This is a genomic window from Streptomyces sp. NPDC097129, assembly GCF_055668065.1.
The window spans coordinates 531,138-549,955 of sequence record NZ_JBVOQE010000003.1; the positions used below are offsets into that span (position 1 = coordinate 531,138).

Annotated in this window: 12 protein-coding genes; 10 read left to right on the plus strand and 2 right to left on the minus strand. The window is 71.8% G+C overall.

What is annotated here, in order from left to right; translation table 11 throughout:
* Positions 1 to 7: 7 nt before the first annotated feature.
* The 4 genes from treS (at position 8) to AC0B9F_RS13155 (ending at position 6,504) form a co-directional block, all read left to right on the plus strand.
* Complete coding sequence (treS, locus tag AC0B9F_RS13140) at positions 8 to 1,726, plus strand: maltose alpha-D-glucosyltransferase (protein ID WP_472001852.1); 1,719 nt, start codon at positions 8 to 10, stop codon at positions 1,724 to 1,726.
* A gap of 25 nt (positions 1,727 to 1,751) precedes the next feature.
* Positions 1,752 to 3,137 (plus strand): maltokinase N-terminal cap-like domain-containing protein, encoded by a 1,386-nt coding sequence (locus AC0B9F_RS13145; RefSeq protein ID WP_472001854.1) that lies wholly within the window; start codon positions 1,752 to 1,754, stop codon positions 3,135 to 3,137.
* A 3-nt stretch (positions 3,138 to 3,140) separates the two neighbouring features.
* The gene (gene glgB, locus AC0B9F_RS13150; protein WP_472001856.1) at positions 3,141 to 5,354 is read left to right on the plus strand and encodes a 1,4-alpha-glucan branching enzyme; all 2,214 of its coding nucleotides are present in this window, start codon (positions 3,141 to 3,143) and stop codon (positions 5,352 to 5,354) included.
* A gap of 61 nt (positions 5,355 to 5,415) precedes the next feature.
* Positions 5,416 to 6,504 (plus strand): glutamate--cysteine ligase 2, encoded by a 1,089-nt coding sequence (locus AC0B9F_RS13155; RefSeq protein WP_472001858.1) that lies wholly within the window; start codon positions 5,416 to 5,418, stop codon positions 6,502 to 6,504.
* Between the two features lie 79 nt (positions 6,505 to 6,583).
* Here AC0B9F_RS13155 and AC0B9F_RS13160 read toward each other — a convergent pair whose 3' ends face one another.
* Entirely contained in the window at positions 6,584 to 6,817 is a 234-nt protein-coding gene (locus tag AC0B9F_RS13160; RefSeq protein WP_472001861.1) for a DUF6480 family protein, read from the minus strand.
* A 159-nt stretch (positions 6,818 to 6,976) separates the two neighbouring features.
* Here AC0B9F_RS13160 and AC0B9F_RS13165 point away from each other — a divergent pair, with 159 nt between their 5' ends.
* Entirely contained in the window at positions 6,977 to 8,872 is a 1,896-nt protein-coding gene (locus AC0B9F_RS13165; protein WP_472001863.1) for an AMP-dependent synthetase/ligase, read from the plus strand.
* Between the two features lie 71 nt (positions 8,873 to 8,943).
* Here AC0B9F_RS13165 and AC0B9F_RS13170 read toward each other — a convergent pair whose 3' ends face one another.
* Complete coding sequence (locus AC0B9F_RS13170) at positions 8,944 to 9,231, minus strand: DUF4190 domain-containing protein (protein ID WP_472001865.1); 288 nt, start codon at positions 9,229 to 9,231, stop codon at positions 8,944 to 8,946.
* 262 nt (positions 9,232 to 9,493) lie between these two features.
* Between AC0B9F_RS13170 and AC0B9F_RS13175 the strand changes: the two genes are divergently transcribed.
* From AC0B9F_RS13175 to AC0B9F_RS13195, 5 genes are all read left to right on the plus strand, one after another.
* Positions 9,494 to 9,928 (plus strand): ATP-binding protein, encoded by a 435-nt coding sequence (locus AC0B9F_RS13175; RefSeq protein ID WP_472001867.1) that lies wholly within the window; start codon positions 9,494 to 9,496, stop codon positions 9,926 to 9,928.
* Between the two features lie 346 nt (positions 9,929 to 10,274).
* The gene (locus tag AC0B9F_RS13180) at positions 10,275 to 14,552 is read left to right on the plus strand and encodes a HAMP domain-containing protein (protein WP_472001869.1); all 4,278 of its coding nucleotides are present in this window, start codon (positions 10,275 to 10,277) and stop codon (positions 14,550 to 14,552) included.
* A 7-nt stretch (positions 14,553 to 14,559) separates the two neighbouring features.
* Positions 14,560 to 17,028 carry a SpoIIE family protein phosphatase gene (locus AC0B9F_RS13185; protein ID WP_472001871.1) on the plus strand — a complete coding sequence of 823 codons (2,469 nt, stop codon included), beginning with the start codon at positions 14,560 to 14,562 and terminating at the stop codon, positions 17,026 to 17,028.
* Between the two features lie 162 nt (positions 17,029 to 17,190).
* Positions 17,191 to 17,592: an STAS domain-containing protein gene (locus AC0B9F_RS13190; RefSeq protein ID WP_472001873.1), complete on the plus strand. Its 402-nt coding sequence runs from the start codon at positions 17,191 to 17,193 to the stop codon at positions 17,590 to 17,592.
* 320 nt (positions 17,593 to 17,912) lie between these two features.
* Positions 17,913 to 18,812, plus strand: coding sequence for an STAS domain-containing protein (locus AC0B9F_RS13195; RefSeq protein ID WP_472001875.1), 900 nt, complete (start codon positions 17,913 to 17,915; stop codon positions 18,810 to 18,812).
* Positions 18,813 to 18,818: the final 6 nt, after the last annotated feature.

Genomic DNA, 18,818 nt, shown 5'->3' on the forward strand with positions numbered 1-18,818 from the left:
CAGCCCCATGTCCGTCAACTCGCCCGTCCCGGACACCTTCGAGGACACCCCGGCCAAGGACCGGGATCCCGACTGGTTCAAGCGTGCCGTCTTCTACGAGGTCCTCGTCCGCTCCTTCCAGGACAGCAACGGCGACGGCGTCGGCGACCTCAAGGGACTGACCGCCAAACTCGACTACCTCCAGTGGCTGGGCGTGGACTGCCTGTGGCTGCCGCCCTTCTTCAAGTCGCCCCTGCGGGACGGCGGCTACGACGTCTCCGACTACACCTCGGTGCTGCCCGAGTTCGGCGACCTCGCGGACTTCGTCGAGTTCACCGACGCCGCCCACCAGCGCGGCATGCGCGTGGTCATCGACTTCGTCATGAACCACACAAGCGACCAGCACCCGTGGTTCCAGGAATCGCGCAAGAACCCCGACGGCCCCTACGGCGACTACTACATGTGGGCCGACGACGACAAGGGCTACCCGGACGCCCGGATCATCTTCGTCGACACCGAGGCCTCCAACTGGACGTACGACCCGGTGCGGGGGCAGTACTTCTTCCACCGCTTCTTCTCCCACCAGCCCGACCTGAACTACGAGAACCCGGCCGTGCAGGAGGAGATCCTGGCCGCGCTGCGGTTCTGGCTGGACCTCGGCATCGACGGCTTCCGGCTGGACGCGGTGCCGTATCTGTACGCGGAGGAAGGCAGCAACTGCGAAAACCTTCCGGCAACCCATGAGTTCCTGAAGCGGGTGCGCCGCGAGATCGACCTGATGTACCCGGACACGGTGCTGCTGGCGGAGGCCAACCAGTGGCCGGAGGACGTGGTCGACTACTTCGGCGACTACAGCGCCGGCGGCGACGAGTGCCACATGGCCTTCCACTTCCCGGTCATGCCGCGCATCTTCATGGCCGTGCGGCGGGAATCCCGCTATCCCGTGTCGGAAATCCTGGCGAAGACCCCGCCGATCCCGGACGGCTGCCAGTGGGGCATCTTCCTGCGCAACCACGACGAGCTGACCCTCGAGATGGTCACCGACGAAGAGCGCGACTACATGTGGGCCGAGTACGCCAAGGACCCGCGGATGCGCGCCAACATCGGCATCCGCCGCCGGCTCGCGCCGCTGCTGGACAACGACCGCAACACCATCGAGCTGTTCACCGCCCTGCTGCTGTCCCTGCCCGGCTCGCCGATCATCTACTACGGCGACGAGATCGGCATGGGCGACAACATCTGGCTCGGCGACCGCGACGCCGTGCGCACCCCCATGCAGTGGACACCGGACCGCAACGCCGGCTTCTCCACGGCCGACCCCGGACGGCTCTGTCTGCCCACGATCATGGACCCGGTCTACGGCTACCAGGTCACCAACGTCGAGGCGTCCATGGCGTCGCCGTCGTCACTGCTGCACTGGACCCGCCGGATGATCGAGATCCGCAAGCAGAACCTGGCCTTCGGACTGGGGACGTACACGGAGCTGACCTCCTCCAACCCCGCCGTCCTGGCGTTCCTGCGCGAGTACGAGGACGACCTCGTGCTGTGCGTGCACAACTTCTCCCGCTTCGCCCAGCCCACCGAGCTGGACCTGCGGGCCTACAACGGCCGCCATCCGGTCGAACTCTTCGGCGGTGTGCGTTTCCCCGCCATCGGAGAGCTGCCCTACCTGCTCACCATCGCAGGACACGGCTTCTACTGGTTCCGGCTCGCCCGAGTCGCATCCCGCATCGGCCGCCGACAGTAGCGCGCCGAGGAAAGGACGCGTCACCATGCCGAAGACCGCATCCCTCCAGCCGAGCAGTACCGGCGTCGCTCTGCATCTGGACTCGCTCGCGGGTCTGCTGCGCGAGTGGCTGCCCCGGCAACGCTGGTTCGCCGGGAAGGACCGGCCGGTCACGGATCTGCGTCTGCTGTCGATGACCGAGCTGTTCCCGGGCTGCCTGCATGTGCTCATCCATGCCGCGCACGCCGGGTCGCCCGCGCCGCACGCCGGTGTGCCGGCGCCCGGCGGGACGCCCCCGGCCGGCGGCGACTGCTACCAGTTGCTGCTCGGCTTCCAGGAGCATCTCTCGCCACGGCTCGGCAAGGCACTGATCGGGCGGGCGGAGAGCGGCCCGATGGCCGGTCTCACGGTCTACGACGCGCTGCTGGACCCGCGCTCGGCGCATCTGCTGCTGGAGCGGATGCGGCGCACCGGGACGCTCGGACCGCTGCTGTTCGACTCCGACCCGTCGGTGCCGATCCCGTCCGGTCTCGCACCCCGGCTGCTGGACGCCGAGCAGTCCAACACGTCGCTGGTGTACGGCGACGCGTTCATCCTGAAGCTGTTCCGGCGCATCCAGCCCGGCATCAACCCGGACCTGGAAGTGCCGCTGGCGCTCGCCCGGGAGGGCTGCGCACGAGTGCCGGCCCCGGTGGCGTGGGTGCGCACCAACCAGCCCCAGGAGGCGACGCTGGGGGTGCTGCAGCCGTTCCTGCCGAACGCCGCCGACGGCTGGACGCTGGCCCTGCAGGCCCTCTCCCGCGGTGAGGACTTCACCGCGGAGGCGAGCGCGCTCGGCGCCGCCACCGCCGAGGTGCACCTCGCGCTCGCCGCTGCCTTCCCGGCCGGCGGTCACGCGGAGAACGCCCGGCTGGCGGCGGCGATGACCGAGCGGCTGGACGCGGCCGCCCACCAGGTCAAGGCGCTGCGTCCGCACGTGCCGGGGCTGCGGGCGGCGTTCGGCGCGCTCGTCGCCTGCGACCCGGGGCCGCCGGCCCAGCGCATCCACGGCGACCTGCACCTGGGCCAGGTGCTGCGCGCCGGACGGGAGTGGTTCGTCATCGACTTCGAGGGCGAACCGTCACGGCCGCTGGCCGAGCGGCGCAGCACGCACTCGCCGGTGCGGGACATCGCCGGCATGCTGCGCTCCTTCGACTACGCGGCCCGCCAGCGCCGGCCGTGGCGCCCCGAGTGGGCGCGCCGCTGCCGGGAGGCCTACTGCGCGGGCTATGCCGCGCGGGCGGGCTGGGATCCGCGCAAGAAACACGCCCTGCTGCGCGCCTACGAGACGGACAGGGCTGTGTACGAAGTGCTCTACGAGGCCAAGCACCGTCCTGCCTGGCTTCCCGTACCCATGGCGGCGATCGAACGACTCGCCGTGAGAGGAGACTGACCCGTGGCGCTGCGCGACACCTCACTCCCCGAGCCGTCGGGCCCGGCCCGCACAGCGGGCACCGACCTGGACCCGGCCGACCGGGGGCGGCTGCTGGCGGGTGCCCATCACGATCCGCACGCCCTGCTGGGCGCCCACCCGGTGCCGGGCGGGGTGCTCTTCCGGGCGCTGCGCCCGTTCGCCCGCGCCGTCAGCGTGGTGATCGGGCGCAAGCGGCACCCGCTGGCCTCGGACGGCGACGGGATCTTCTCGGCGGTCCTGCCGCTGAAGAAGATGCCGGACTACAAGCTGGCGGTGGCGTACGAGGACGCCGAGTACGTGGTGGAGGACCCGTACCGGTTCCTGCCCGCGCTCGGCGAGCTGGATCTGCATCTGATCCGGGAGGGCCGGCACGAGCAGCTGTGGAAGGCGCTCGGCGCGGAGCCGATGACGCACCAGGGCGTGGCCGGCACCCGGTTCACGGTGTGGGCGCCGAACGCGCAGGGCGTGCGGGTCGCCGCGGACTTCACCTACTGGGACGGCACCCAGTTCCCGATGCGCTCGCTCGGCTCGTCCGGGGTGTGGGAGCTGTTCCTGCCCGGCGTCGGCGAGGGCACCCGGTACAAGTTCGAGATCACCTCACGCTACGGGCACCGGTTCCTGAAGGCCGACCCGATGGCGCGGTGCACGGAGGTGCCGCCGGACACGGCGTCGATCGTGACGGCGTCGCGCTACGAGTGGGGCGACGCGGACTGGATGGCGCACCGCGGTGACGTGCCGGTGCACCAGGCTCCGTTCTCGGTCTACGAGGTCCACCTGCCGTCCTGGCGGCCCGGGCTGACCTACCGCGAACTCGCGGAGGAGCTGCCGGCGTACGTCAAGGACCTGGGCTTCACGCACGTGGAGCTGATGCCGGTCGCCGGGCATCCGTTCAGCGGGTCCTGGGGGTACCAGGTCACGTCCTACTACGCGCCGATGCCGCGGCTCGGCACCGCGGACGACTTCCGCCACTTCGTCGACGCCTGCCACCGGGCCGGCATCGGCGTGATCATGGACTGGGTGCCGGCGCACTTCCCGAAGGACGACTGGGCGCTGGCCCGCTTCGACGGGGATCCGCTGTACGAACCCGGGGACGACCAGCGGGCGGAGCACCCGGACTGGGGGACGTACGAGTTCGACTACGGCCGTACCGAGGTGCGCAACTTCCTCGTCGCCAACGCGGTGTACTGGTGCGAGGAGTTCCACATCGACGGTCTGCGGGTGGACGCCGTCGCCTCCATGCTCTACCTCGACTACTCGCGCGAGGACGGCCAGTGGACGCCGAACGTCTTCGGCGGCAACGAGGACCTGGCCGCCAAGGCGTTCCTGCAGGAGATGAACGCCACCCTCTACCGGCGCTGCCCGGGAATCGTGACGATCGCCGAGGAGTCCACGGCCTGGGACGGCGTGACCCGGCCCACCGACAGCGGCGGCCTCGGCTTCGGGCTGAAGTGGAACATGGGCTGGATGCACGACTCCCTGCAGTACATGAGCAAGGAGCCGGTCCACCGCAAGTACCACCACCACGAGATGACGTTCTCGATGGTGTACGCCTACAGCGAGAACTACGTCCTGCCGATCAGCCACGACGAGGTGGTGCACGGCAAGCAGGCGCTGGTGTCGAAGATGCCGGGCGACTGGTGGCAGCGCCGCGCCAACCACCGCGCCTACCTGGGCTTCATGTGGGCCCACCCGGGCAAGCAACTGCTGTTCATGGGGCAGGAGTTCGCCCAGGGCGGCGAGTGGAACGCGGAGCACGGACCGGAGTGGTGGCTGATGGACCCGGGCCACATGGCGGCGGGCGACCACCGCGGCGTGCAGGAGCTGGTGCGCGATCTGAACACCCGGTATCTCGGCACGCCCGCGCTGTGGCAGCGGGACACCGACCCGGCGGGCTTTCGCTGGGTGGCCTGTGACGCCGCCGAGGACAACGTGTTCGCCTTCGTGCGCTACGACGCCGAGGGCGGCCCGCTGCTGGCGGTGTCGAACTTCTCGCCCGTCGTCCGCCATGACTACGTCCTGCACGTCGGTGACGACGTCACGGCCTGGCAGGAGGTGCTGAACACCGACGCCGCGAAGTACGGCGGCGGCGACGTCACGCTCCGTGAGCCGGTCAAGCCGGAGGACGGGACGATCCGGGTCACGCTGCCTCCGCTGGCGACGGTGTGGATGTCGGCGTATCCTCCGCGTTCCATCTGACGATCACGGGGAACCCGACTGTGCGTCCCGTAGCGGCTCGGCCAGGAAGGGCGGCCTGAAGGTGCGCACAGTCGGTGTGGAGGAGGAACTGCTCCTCGTCGACCCGGAGACCGGTGATCCCAAGGCTCTGTCCGCGGCCGCGCTGGCCCGGGCCGAGCAGGAGGACGCCGGTCAGGAGGTCTTCGAGAAGGAGCTGTACGACCAGATGCTGGAGTTCGCCACCCGGCCCCAGTCCGGAATGGCGGAGCTGCGCGAGGAGATCGTGCGGTGCCGCAAGGAGGCGGCCCGGCACGCCGAGAGCATCGGCTGCACGGTCGCGGCGCTGGCCACGTCCCCGCTGCCGGTCAGCCCGGCGATCGGGATGAACGAGCGCTACCAGTGGATGGCCGAGCAGTACGGCATCGCCACCCGGGAGCAGCTCGTGTGCGGCTGCCACGTCCATGTGTCGGTGGACTCCGACGAGGAGGGCGTGGCCGTCGTCGACCGGATCCGGCCCTGGCTGCCGGTGCTGTCCGCGCTGAGCGCCAACTCGCCCTTCTGGCAGGGCCGGGACTCCGGTTACCGCAGTTATCGCAGCCGGGTGTGGGGGCGCTGGCCCTCGGCGGGACCGACCGAGCTGTTCGGGTCGGTGGCGGGATACCGGCAGCGGGTGGACGACATGGTCGCGACCGGGGTGATCCTCGACAAGGCGATGGTCTACTTCGACGCCCGGCTCTCGGAGCGGTACCCGACGGTGGAGGTCCGGGTCTCGGACGTGTGTCTGCACGCGGACACGGCGGTGCTCGTCGCCACGCTGGTGCGGGGGCTGGCCGAGACGGCCGCACGCCAGTGGCGGGCGGGGGTGGAGCCGGCCGGGTACAGCGTCAGCATGCTGCGGCTGGCCGCCTGGCGGGCGGCGCGTTCCGGGCTCGACGGCGAGCTGGTGCATCCGGCGACCATGCGGCCGGCGCCCGCCGAGGAGGTCGTACAGGCGCTGCTGGACCATGTCGAGGAGGCCCTCGCCGACAGCGGGGACCTGGAGTGCGCCCGCGAGTCGTGCGAGCGGCTGCTGCGCGACGGCAACGGCGCCCGGATCCAGCGCGCGATGCTGGAGCGCACCGGCAGCCTGCGGGACGTGGTCGCGGAGTGCGTACGTCACACACAGGCCTGAGGCCCCCCGCGGAGTGCGTACGGCACACGCAGGCCTGAGGCCCCCGCCCGGCGCGGCGTCGGGCGGGGCCCACGGGAGGTCACAGGGCCAGGGAGAGGGCGTAGGCCAGGAAGAAGGCCGCGACCAGCACCACAAGGACAATGATCAGCACCAGCGGGGCCTTCGCCCAGCCCTTGGCCGGGTTGTGCACCTCGCGCGGGCCGGCTTCGGGCAGGCTGCTCTCCGCGGGCGGGGTCTCGCCCGGGGGGACGCCGCCGCCCGGTTCCAGGCCGGTGGTGCGTTCCGGTTCCGGGTCGGGGTTCGTGAAACTCATGCCCTCCGAGTCCCCCATACCGGGCGAGATCAACGAAGCCGCATCACTTCCGCGAACCGGGCACCGCGCGCGGCCGGGCGGGGCTAGAGTCCCTCCACCGCCGACCTGGGTGGTCCCGCAGGTCAGCGGCGGAGCCGCCCGCCATCCCTGGAGCAGCGCATGCCCGAGCCCGCCCTCGCTCCCCCGCCCGTCGCCCGGCTGACCGGCGGGCTGGCCGACAGTGTCTTCGCCGCCGCCGACCGCGACCCGGTGCTCCCCGTGCTGGCGCGCCGCCGCGCCGACGGCGGCTGGGACCAGGTCACCGCCGTGGAGGCGCGCGACCAGGTGCTCGGCGTGGCCCGGGGACTGGTGGCGTCCGGGATCCGGCCGGGCGACCGCGTCGCGATCATGGCGCGCACCCGCTACGAGTGGACGGTGCTGTGCCACGCGCTGTGGGCGGTGGGGGCCGAGGTGGTGCCGGTGTATCCGACGGCGTCCCGGGACCAGGTGGCGTTCATCCTGCGCGACGCGGGGTGTGTGGGCGTCGTCGTCGAGGACGAGCCGAGCGTGATGACCGTCGGATCGGTGTGCGCCGCGCTGCCGCGGCTGGGGCACGTGTGGCAGCTGGACGCGGGGGCGCTCGAGCAGCTGGCGGAGCGCGGCGCGCCGATCGCTGCGACCACGGTGGACTCGCTGCGCCGGCTCGTGCTGCCGGACTCGACCGCGGTCGTCGCGTACACCTCCGGCAGTTCGGGCCGGCCGATGGGGTGCGCGCTGAGCCACCGGGCGCTGGCGCACCCCTGTGACACGCTGCTGGCGGGCTGGGGGCACACGGCGGCGCCGCCGGGGCAGCAGCCGTCCGTGCTCGCCTTCCTGCCGTTCTCGCATGTGTACGGCCTGATGATCCAGGGCCTGTGCCTGCGCGGCGGGGTGCTGATGGGGCACGAGCCGGAGATGAGCGAGGAGGCGCTGTCGTCGGCGCTGCGCACGCTGCGCCCGACGTACTTCTACGCGGTGCCGTCGGTGTTCGAGAAGGTGTACAAGATGTTCCTGCGCACCGCGCAGCGGGCCGGCCGCGGTGCCCTCTTCGAGCGGGCGGCGCGGACGGCGCGGGATTTCGCGGCGGCCTGCGAGCGGCAGCGCACGGGCCGCGGCCCGGGGCCCGGGTTCGACCTGCGGCTGCAGCACGCGCTGTACGAGCGGACCGTGTACCGGCGGCTGCGGGGGGCGCTGGGCGGCAGGGTGACGCGGGCGACGTCGGGCGGGTCGCCGCTGCACCGGGAGCTGTCCCTGTTCTACGAGGGCATCGGCATCTATGTGCACGACGGGTACGGGCTGACCGAGACCGGCGGCGGCATCACCATGCAGCCGCTGGGCCGGGAGAAGGCGGGGACGGTCGGGCAGGCCCTGCCCGGCATGGAGATCCGGATCGCCGGGGACGGCGAGATCCTCGTGCGCGGGCCGTCGTTGTTCCAGGGCTACGTCGGGAACCGGGACGCCAGCCGGTCGGTGCTGCGCGGTGGCTGGCTGGCCACCGGTGACCTCGGGTGCCTGGACGAGGAGGGGTATCTGACGATCACCGGGCGGAAGAAGGAGGTGATCATCACCAGCGGCGGCAAGAGCGTGGCGCCGGCCTTCCTGGAACAGCGGCTGCGGATGCATCCCCTCGTCCACCAGGCGGTCGTCGTGGGCGACAACCGGCCGTGCGTGGGTGCGCTGATCACTCTGGACCCGGAGTTCCTGGCGCACTGGCGGCGCTCGCTGACGCTGCCGGGCAGCCATCCGCTGCGGGAGACGCGTGAGGAGAACGCGCTGCGCGAGGAGATCGGGCGGGCCGTGGCCGCGGCCAACAGCGCGGTGTCGCGTTCGGAGTCGGTGCGTGTCTTCCGGGTGCTGCCGGAGCCGTTCGACCAGGCGAGCGGGCTGCTGACCCCGTCACTGAAGCTGCGCCGGGACGCGATCGTGCGGGCGTACGCCGCCGAGATCGAGGCGATGTACGCGGCCCGCTCACGCCCGGCCCGTCAGCATGCGTCGGAGCCGCCCGCCTGGGACGACTCCGACGATGTGTTCCGGTGACACGGGACGGCCACCGCACGCCGGCCGAGGCCGGGCGTAAAGCACGGATCGTGTGCCGGGGCGCGGCCCGGTCAGCTGCCGACGTACCAGCTGAAGCCGCCGTGGGAGGCGGCCACCGAGATCAGCACCACGAAGATGATGAGATCGATGATGCCGAGCACCACACCGGCCTTGGCCATGCCGCCACCCCCCTTGACGGGTGCCTGGCGCAGGCCCACGGCTCCCAACACGATCGCGAGCGGGCCCAGGATCACGCTGGCGAGGAACACGCCGAGGATGCCGCAGACGAGGCCGGCGATCGCCAGGCCGTTGGTGCGCGAACCGGAGGACGCGGCGGGGGAACTGCCGTAACTCGACATCAGTTTCTCCCGGAGTAGGGGGTGTTGGTCTGCTACGGCCGTCCGGGTGCCCCGGTCGGCGGGGCCGCATGCCGCCGCGAAACGAATACGTTTTCGATGAGGCGCGTGGGACGGGGTCCGCCAGTGGCGTCACCTCGGGGCCCGCTGGTGCCGATGGGATCGGGACGCGTACCTTCCTGACCCCAGGGAACCCTCCAGATGGCAAAGGAACGCTCACAAGAAGGGACGACCGCCCTGCTGTCGCCGGGGTAGTGGATGGGACATGGCAACCGAGCCGCGTTGGGACAATGCGCTGACCACCCGAGATATGCCGAACCGCACGACACGTTTCGAGGGCGAGCCACGGGACGTGACAGGGGCGCGGCTGGCCGCGGAGGACTTCCTCCGGGCGCTGGCCAGAATCCAGCCGCCCTCCGCCGAGGAGTGCTGGCACGACATCGTGCTCATCGTCACAGAACTGGCCGCGAACGCGGTGCAGTACGCCCCGGGCCCCTTCGAGCTGCAACTGCGGCGCACCTTCGACGGGGTGCATGTCGTCCTGCACGACACGAGCACCACGCCGCCGAGTCCGCGCCCCTTCCACCCGAGCCGCGGCGGCGGGGGCATCGGCTGGTACCTGGTGCAGACGCTGTGCACGCAGGTCAGTGTGGTGACGAACGACGACGGCAAGGACGTGCACGTCTTCCTGCCCTGGTGACCATGGCCACTCGGCCCATGCACGAGCCCCCGCACCCCTCGGCGGGGGCTCGTGCATCACGGGCCCGCGGGCGACGGTTTTCGGCCGCTCGCGCGGTCGGTGAGAGTCCACCCGCCTGGCGCGCGGCCCCCTCGCCGGGCCACCGGAAACCCACCCGTGTACCCGGTTTCACGGGCTGCACACATCATGCGTGACCTGCGTTTTCCGTGTGACCGTTCCTTGGCGGGATGCTGTGTCACGGCTTCCCGGAGTGGGTTAATCTGCGGCGTATTTCTCACACCGCCTGCGTCTTCGTGAAGCGCGGAGACGACCGGGCGGACGGCTGTGACCTGGAACGAGGGGACGGATGACCAGCAACACGACCGAGGCCGTGGACCCGGTCCCGGCCGACCAGGAGCTGAAGAGGCTCCTGGTCGGCCTGACGGCGGTCCGGGACGGCGACTTCGGCATGCGGCTGCCCGACGACGTCGACGGGCTGATGGGCGACATCGCCAAGGTCTTCAACGGCATGGTCGACCAGTTGTCCGTCTTCACCTCGGAAGTGACCCGGGTGGCGCGGGAGGTGGGCACCGAGGGCACGCTCGGCGGCCAGGCCGAGGTGCCGGGGGTCTCCGGGACCTGGGCCGATCTGACCGACTCCGTCAACGCGATGGCGGGCAACCTGACCACGCAGGTGCGCGACATCGCGCAGGTCGCCACGGCCGTGGCCAAGGGCGATCTGTCGCAGAAGATCGACGTCCCGGCCCGGGGCGAGATCCTTCAGCTGAAGAACACCGTCAACACGATGGTGGACCAGCTCTCCGCCTTCGCCGACGAGGTCACCCGCGTGGCCCGCGAGGTCGGCAGCGAGGGCCGGCTCGGCGGCCAGGCGCAGGTGCCCGGGGTCGCCGGGGTCTGGCGGGATCTCACCGACTCCGTCAACCTGATGGCCGGCAATCTGACGGCGCAGGTGCGCAACGTCGCCCAGGTGACGACCGCCGTCGCGCAGGGCGATCTGTCGCAGAAGATCACCGTGGACGCGCGCGGCGAGATCCTGGAGCTGAAGAACACCATCAACACGATGGTCGACCAGCTCTCCGCCTTCGCCGACGAGGTCACCCGCGTCGCCCGCGAGGTCGGCACCGAGGGCCGCCTCGGCGGGCAGGCGGACGTCAAGGGCGTCAAGGGCACCTGGCGGGATCTCACCGACTCGGTGAACTTCATGGGGGGCAACCTGACGGCCCAGGTGCGCAACGTCGCCCAGGTCGCCACCGCCGTCGCGCAGGGCGATCTGTCGCAGAAGATCACCGTGGACGCGCGCGGCGAGATCCTGGACCTCAAGGAGACCATCAACACGATGGTCGACCAGCTCTCCGCCTTCGCCGACGAGGTCACCCGCGTCGCCCGCGAGGTCGGCACCGAAGGCCGCCTCGGCGGGCAGGCCCATGTGCGCGGGGTCTCCGGCACGTGGAAGGACCTCACCGACAACGTCAACGTGATGGCGTCCAACCTGACCAGCCAGGTGCGCTCCATCGCCCAGGTCGCCACCGCCGTCGCCAAGGGCGACCTGTCCCAGAAGATCACCGTGGAGGCCAAGGGCGAGGTCGCCGCGCTGGCCGACGTCATCAACACGATGGTCGACACGCTGTCGGCGTTCGCCGACGAGGTCACCCGCGTCGCCCGCGAGGTCGGCACCGAGGGCCGCCTCGGCGGCCAGGCACAGGTGCCGAACGTGGCAGGCACCTGGAAGGACCTCACCGACAACGTCAACTCGATGGCGAACAACCTCACCGGCCAGGTGCGCAACATCGCGCTGGTGACGACGGCGGTGGCCCGCGGTGATCTGTCGAAGAAGATCGACGTCGACGCCCGCGGCGAGATCCTGGAGCTGAAGACGACCATCAACACGATGGTCGACCAGCTCTCCGCCTTCGCCGACGAGGTCACCCGCGTCGCCCGCGAGGTCGGCACCGAGGGCCGCCTCGGCGGGCAGGCCGAGGTCGAGGGGGTCTCCGGCACCTGGAAGCGGCTGACGGAGAACGTCAACGAGCTGGCCGGCAACCTCACCCGGCAGGTGCGGGCGATCGCCGAGGTCGCCAGCGCCGTCGCCGAGGGGGACCTGACGCGGTCCATCAACGTCGAGGCCTCGGGCGAGGTCGCCGAGCTCAAGGACAACATCAACTCCATGGTGGAGTCCCTGCGCGAGACCACCCGGGCCAACCAGGAGCAGGACTGGCTCAAGACCAACCTGGCGCGGATCTCCGGTCTGATGCAGGGCCACCGGGACCTGCCGGTGGTCGCCGAGCTGATCATGGACGAACTCGTGCCGCTGGTGTCCGCCCAGTACGGCGCGTTCTACCTGGCCGAGGAGGGCGCCGACGGGCCGGAGCTGAGGCTGGTCGGCGCCTACGGCCGGCCCGACGACGACGAGCGTCCCACCCGTATCCGCTTCGGGCGCACCCTGGTCGGCCAGGCCGCCCGCAGCCGGCGCGCCATCACCGTGGACGAACTGCCGCCGGGCTACGTGAGCATCTCCTCCGCGCTCGGGCAGGTCCCGCCGACCGCGCTGGTGGTCCTGCCGATCGTGGTGGAGGGCCAGGTCCTCGGAGTGATCGAGCTGGCCTCCGTGACCCCGTTCACCCAGACCCACCAGGACTTCCTGACCCAGCTGATGGAGACCATCGGCGTCAACGTCAACACCATCGTGGCCAACGCCCGCACCGACGAGCTCCTCGGCGAGTCCCAGCGGCTGACCGCCGAGCTGCAGGCCCGCTCCGCCGAACTGCAAGTGCAGCAGGAGGAGTTGCAGCGCTCCAACGCCGAACTGGAGGACAAGGCCTCGCTGCTGGCCGAGCGCAACCGCGACATCGAGGCGAAGAACCTGCAGATCGAGCAGGCCCGGCAGGAGCTGGAGACGCGCGCGCAGCAGCTGTCGCTCGCCTCCAAGTACAAGTCGGAGTTCCTGGCCAACATGAGCCACGAGCTGCGCACCCCGCTCAACAGCCTGCTGATCCTCGCCCAGTTGCTCGCGCAGAACCCCTCGCGCAACCTCACGGCGAAGCAGGTGGAGTACGCGCAGATCATCCACTCCGCCGGCTCCGACCTGCTCCAGCTCATCAACGACATCCTCGACCTGTCGAAGGTGGAGGCCGGAAAGATGGACGTGGCGCCCGAGCGCGTCGCGCTGCAGCGGCTGCTCGACTACGTCGAGGCCACCTTCCGCCCGCTGACCACCCAGAAGGGCCTCGACTTCCGTGTGACGACGGCGGCCGGCGCGCCCGCCGACCTGCTCACCGACGACTCCAGGCTGCGGCAGATCCTGCGCAACCTGCTGTCCAACGCGGTGAAGTTCACCGAGCAGGGCGGCGTGGAGCTGAGCATCGAACCGGCCGCGGACGACGAGGTGCCGGCGCCGGTGGTCCGGGGCGGCACGATCGTCGCGTTCCGGGTGAAGGACACCGGCATCGGTATCCCGGAGCAGCAGCTGGAGTCGATCTTCGGGGCGTTCCAGCAGGCCGACGGCACCACGAGCCGCAAGTACGGCGGGACCGGGCTCGGACTGTCCATCACCCGGGAGATCGCCCATCTGCTGGGCGGCGCCGTCACGGTGGACAGCGCCCCGGGCCGGGGCAGCACGTTCACCCTGTTCCTGCCCGTGGCCCGGGCCGACTTCGAGGAGGCGCTCGGGGCCGCGCGCCGCACGGAGCTCACCGGGCACGTGGTGTCGGCGGACACGGCCGGCCAGCCGGTCCTGATCGGCTCGCCGCTCACGGCAACGCCCCGGCCGCGGCGCCTGCTCGTGCTGGAGGAGCGCCCGCGGGGCCTGCTCACGCTCGTCGCGGAAAGCGTGATCGCCGACATGGGACGCACCCGGGACGACGGTACGGAGACGCCGTTCATCGAGGTGATCACGGCGGTGGGGGCGCAGGAGGCGGCCGGCGCGCTGGCTGCCGAGCCGTGCCACTGCGTCGTCCTCGACATGGGCTTGCCGGAGGAGGAGGCCATCCGGTTCCTGGACGCGCTGCACGGCGACCCGGCTCTCGCCAACGTGCCCGTGCTGGTGCACCACGGCAGCCGGCGCACCGGCTCCGCCCAGGAGAAGGCGCTCGCGGCGCACGCCGAGGGACGCCCGCTGGAGTTCCTGGCCGGGCTGGACGAGCTGCGCGAACGCATCACCCTGCACCTGTCGGCCGAGGAGCCGGGAGAGGCGGTGCCCCTGGTACGGGTGGAGGAGGCGCCCTCCGCGCTCTCCGCGGAGTCCGAGGGGGCCGCCGAAAGTCACACGGTCCTGGTCGTCGACGACGACGCCCGCAACCTCTTCGCGCTCAGCGGCATCCTGGAACTGCACGGCCTGCGGGTGCTGCACGCCGAGAACGGCCGCGAGGGCATCGAGACGCTGCTCGCCCATCCGGACATCGCGCTGGTGCTGATGGACGTGATGATGCCGGAGATGGACGGCTACGCCGCGACGGCCGAGATCCGCAGCATGCCGCAGTTCGCGGACCTGCCGATCATCGCGGTCACCGCCAAGGCGATGCCCGGCGACCGGGAGAAGAGCATCGCGTCCGGGGCCAGCGACTACGTCACCAAGCCCGTCGACACGCACGACCTCATGTCCTGCGTCCGGCGCTGGCTGACGGGATGAGGGCGGCATGAGTTCTTCCCAGGATTCGGCCGATCCGGCCGGCGCAGTGGAGCCGCAGACGACCGGGCCGGCGGCGGGCGATACGCCCGCGCTCGGCCCGGCCCCGGACGTCGCGCCCGGCTCGTGGGCCGGGGTGCCCTCGACGTCCCCGGTGGGGCGGCTCGCGGCGACCGTGGACCGGTTGCGCCGTGAGGTGCGGGCCGCGCAGGCGGAGGCGGAGGGCCGCGCCCTCATCGAGCTGGCCAAGGGCATCCTCGTGGAGCGTCTCGGGTGCGGTCCGGCCGAGGCGGCCCGGCAGCTGACCGAGCTGGCCGAGCAGGCCCGCCTGGCGCCGCTGGAGTTCGCCGTCGACGTCATCAACCAGGCCGCGCGGGACCGGATGTCGGAGGTGGCGACCTCCTTCCTCGCCACCGTCGCCACGCCCGGTGACGCGGGCCGTGGCGACGGCTCGGCGGCCGTGCGGCTGCGGGCGGCGGAGAGCGGCGCGCTGGCCGCCGACGACACCCAGTCCGTCGCCCAGTCGCTGCTCCAGCACGCCCTGCAGCCGCTCGGCGCGGTGGCCGTCGCCATCTGGTCGGCCGGTCCGGACGGGTCCCTCACCCTGGCCGGGAGCGCCGGGTTCGCCGCCGCGGAGGCCGCGCGCTGGCGTTACATCCCGCCCGAGGTGGCGACCGTGGCCAGGCGCGGCCTGACCGAGCCCGAGGGCCAGTGGATGACGTCGCTTGCGACGACCGGGCTGCCCACCATCGGCCACCGGCTGTACCCGGAGGGCGGCCGGGTGGCGCTGCCGGCCGGTACCGCGGGGCGGGTGCTCGGCGTTCTGGAGATCGCCTGGCCCGAGCCGCTCGCCCCGGTGCCGCCGCAGGTGGTCCGGCAGGTGGAGGCCCTGGCCGAGCTGTGCGCGCACACCCTGCACAGTTACGCGCCCGAGGCCGTGGCCGGGAGCGAGCCGCGGCTGCTGCCGGACGCGGCGGAGCTGATCGACCTGGCCGACGGGCTGCACGACCCGGCGCTGGTCCTGGTGCCGCATCTGGACGGCTCGGGGCAGCTCGCGGACTTCCGCATCCAGCACGTCAACGGCCGGTTCCTGGATCCGGCGGGCCGGCCGCGGGCGGTAGTCGGCGGGGCGCTGCTGCTGGAGGCGTATCCGATGGCCGCCGGCGAGAGCGACCTGTTCCAGCAGATCGAACGCGTCTACGCCACCGGGGAGCCGTTCCGGGCGCAGCGGATGAGCCTCACCGCCCTCGTCGACCAGGTGCCGCTGTCGGCGGTCGCGGACATCAGCATCAGCCGGCACGGCTCGTGCGTCCTGCTCATCTGGCGCATCGAGGACGAGGCCGCGCGGCTGGCCAGCCTCCTGCAGCACGCCCAGCGCCTCGGCCGGATCGGCGGCTTCGAGGAGAACGCGCTCACCGGCGAGATCACCTGGAACGGGCAGCTGTTCGACCTGTACGGGCGCTCCCCGTCGGCCACCCCGGTCCCGCTGGAGGAGGTCCCCGCGCACGCGCACCCGGACGACTCGGTCGCCCTGGGCCGGTTCCTGCGGACCGTGCTGCACCACCGGCGGCCGTCCTCCACGGCGTTCCGGTTGCAGCGGCGGGACGGGGTGACCCGCCATATGCGGATCGTGGCCGAGCCGGTGCTGGACACCGACGGCCGGCTGGTCGCCGTACGCGGGGCGTACCAGGACATCTCCTCGCAGCACTGGACGGAGGTGGCGCTGGCCGCCACCCGGGACCAGCTCGCCCACACCGAGCAGCAGGCCAGCGAACGCAGCCGGCTGGCGCTGCAGTTGCAGCAGGCCATCATGCCGCCCACGCGCGACCCGCTGGCGGTGGAGGGGATGCAGGTCGCCGTGCGCTACCGGCCGGCCGAGACCGAGCACCTGGTGGGCGGCGACTGGTACGACGCCGTGGTGCTGCCCTCCGGGCTGGTGCTGCTGTGCGTCGGCGACGTGGCCGGGCACGGCATCGAGGCGGCGACCAGCATGGTGGTGCTGCGCAACGCGCTGCGCGGCCTGGCGGTCACCGGCGCCGGCCCCGGCCAGCTGCTGTCCTGGCTGAACATCGTCGCGCACCATCTGACCGGCGCCGTCACCGCGACGGCCGTGTGCGCCCTGTACGACCCCGGCCGGCGCACCCTGCGCTGGGCCAGGGCCGGGCATCTGCCGCCCGTCCTGGTGCGCTCGGCGCAGGCCACTCCCCTGCCGCTGGTGAAGGGCATACTGCTGGGCGCCGTCGCGGAAGCGCCGTACGAGGAGGACGAGGTCGCGCTGTCCCCGGGGGACACGCTGCTGATGTTCACGGACGGTCTGATCGAGCGGCGCGACCGTTCGATGGAGGACTCCCTGGCCCATCTGCTCACCACGGCGCGCAGCGCGCCGGCCCCGCTGGACCACCAGCTGGACCGGCTGCTGACGTACAGCCGGTCGGACACGGACGACGACACATGCATCGTGGGCATCCACGTCACCTGAGCGCACGGAGAAACCCCACGATCAGAGGACGCATGGTTGTGCCGTTCGGGGGTAACCGCCGGTGGGCGATGAAACGACCATGGGCGGCAGCCCTGACGGGCGGGTGCACCGGCACCCGTCTCATCCACCCGACCCGGCCGCCCGCTCTTGTTGGAGGTACCCGTGCCCCTTGCCCAGAACCCGCTGTCCGTCGAGGTCACCCTGCCCCGCGAGGATGTCGCCCTGGTCGTGGTCGAGGGGCATCTGGACCTCGACACGGCGACGGAGTTCCAGGCCCATCTGGCCAACCAGCTGCACCACGGCCGCAAGCACTTCCTGCTGGATCTGTCGGCGGTGCCGTTCATGGACTCGTCCGGGATGAACATCATCCTGCGCGTGTACCAGGAGGCCCGCGATCTGCCCGGGACCGTGCATGTCATCGCGCCGGCCCCCGCCGTGCGGCGTGTCCTCGATCTCACGGGCGTGAGCATCACCGTCCCGATCTCGGACTCGGTGCAGGAGGCGCTGGCGCTGATCGACGGGGCCCCGCAGGGCGGCGAGGAGGCGGAGGCGCCCCAGGCCTGACACGCCGCGGATCCGGCCGGTCCCCGGCCTGGCCCGCACATGATCATCTTGTGATCGTTCTCACCCCGGGACGGGTCCCACCGTCACCGGGGTGGTCGCGGTCCACGCGCACGGCACGGGGCCGCCTCGAACACCGGTTCCCGTGTGCGTCGGGTGTCGTACGGGCGCTCCCCGGGGTGCGCCGCCCTCGGGTTCAATGGTCACGACCCGGTGTCGGCCGCCGTCCGAGCATGGTTACAGTGGGCGACCGGCAGAGATCACATCGCCTCTCGTCGCCTTCCGCAGGCGCAGCGATGCACCGCAGATTGAGGAGTGAACACGTGCCGGAGCACGAAGCGTCAGCCGACCACGGCTCGCCCGCACGGGACGTCGCGGCGTTCCTGGGCCGTCGCCGTGAGCAGATCGCCCAGCGGTGGGCCGACGAACCGCTGTTCCGCACCGTGTTCACCGTCTCGCGCGACGAGGCGGTGGAGGCGGGCAAGGCGGTCGCGGAGGCGCTGGCCGACGTGGCCGCGTCCGAGCGGGTCGCGTCGCTGGACGCGCCCGGCTTCGCCGCCGTACGCGAGCAGCTCGGCCGGATGGGCGCCGCCCGGGCCCGCGCCGGGCTCACCCCGGGGCAGATCTCCGGCGAGCTGGACGCGCTGCGCCGGCCCGCCATCGAGTTGCTCCTCGCCGACCTCGCCGCGGCCCCGGCCGACCGGGTGCGGGAGTGCTCGGAAGCGCTGGCCGTGCTGCTCGGCACGCTCCGCCTGGTCGTCATGGAGACGGCCGTGATGGAGGGGCAGGCGCTGATCGACCGGCAGCGGCTGCAGCTGCTGGAGGTGGCGACGCCCGTCATCCGGCTGTGGGAGGGCGTGGTCGCCGTCCCGCTGATCGGCACCCTGGACAGCGCCCGCAGCCAGGTCGTGATGGAGACCCTGCTGGACGCGATCGTCGAGCAGAAGGCGCGCTTCGCCATCCTGGACATCACGGGCGTGCCGACCGTGGACTCGCTGGTCGCGCAGCACCTGATGAAGACGGTGCAGGCGGCCGCCCTGATGGGCGCCGAGTGCGTCGTCTCCGGCATCCGCCCGGCCATCGCGCAGACCATCGTCCACCTCGGTCTGGATCTCGGGTCGGTCAAGACGCGTGCCTCCCTCGCCGACGCGCTCGCCTACGCCCTGCACGAGCTGGGCGTCGGCATCACCGGTCCCAGGCCCGGCGGTGCAGGTCCACGGTGACCGACA